Origin of the sequence: Acinetobacter sp. V2 (assembly GCF_001188385.1) — a bacterium.
Classification (GTDB): Bacteria; Pseudomonadota; Gammaproteobacteria; order Pseudomonadales; family Moraxellaceae; genus Acinetobacter; species Acinetobacter oleivorans.
This window is the reverse complement of the sequence record NZ_JZFB01000009.1, coordinates 1-245: the sequence shown is the minus strand read 5'-3', so window position 1 is coordinate 245 and position 245 is coordinate 1. Positions and strand designations below refer to the sequence as shown.

Genomic DNA, 245 nt, shown 5'->3' with positions numbered 1-245 from the left:
GTTTCAACTGCAACCACAGGCGGCTTAGGGAATTTTGTTGTTGCTACAGGGGAGTGGATTGGAGCAATTTTACTTTCGGTTTCAGCTTTGTTAGTTCCTGCGCTGGTTGCGATTGTGGTGGTTATTGCTGTTATTTTGGTAATATGTTGGATACGTCATAAAAAGCAAGAACAGGCGCATAGTCCGCTATAGCTTAGCTTCAATATCATTTTTAAATGACCATAAAAAAAGCCCAACATCCTGTT

General features: G+C 40.8%; 1 protein-coding gene. It reads left to right on the top strand.

Annotated elements, in window-relative coordinates; translation table 11 throughout:
- The coding region (locus UC75_RS22305) for a DUF4126 family protein (protein WP_228137479.1) at window positions 1-192 on the top strand (192 nt) is incomplete at its 5' end.
- Between the last annotated feature and the right edge of the window lie 53 nt (window positions 193-245).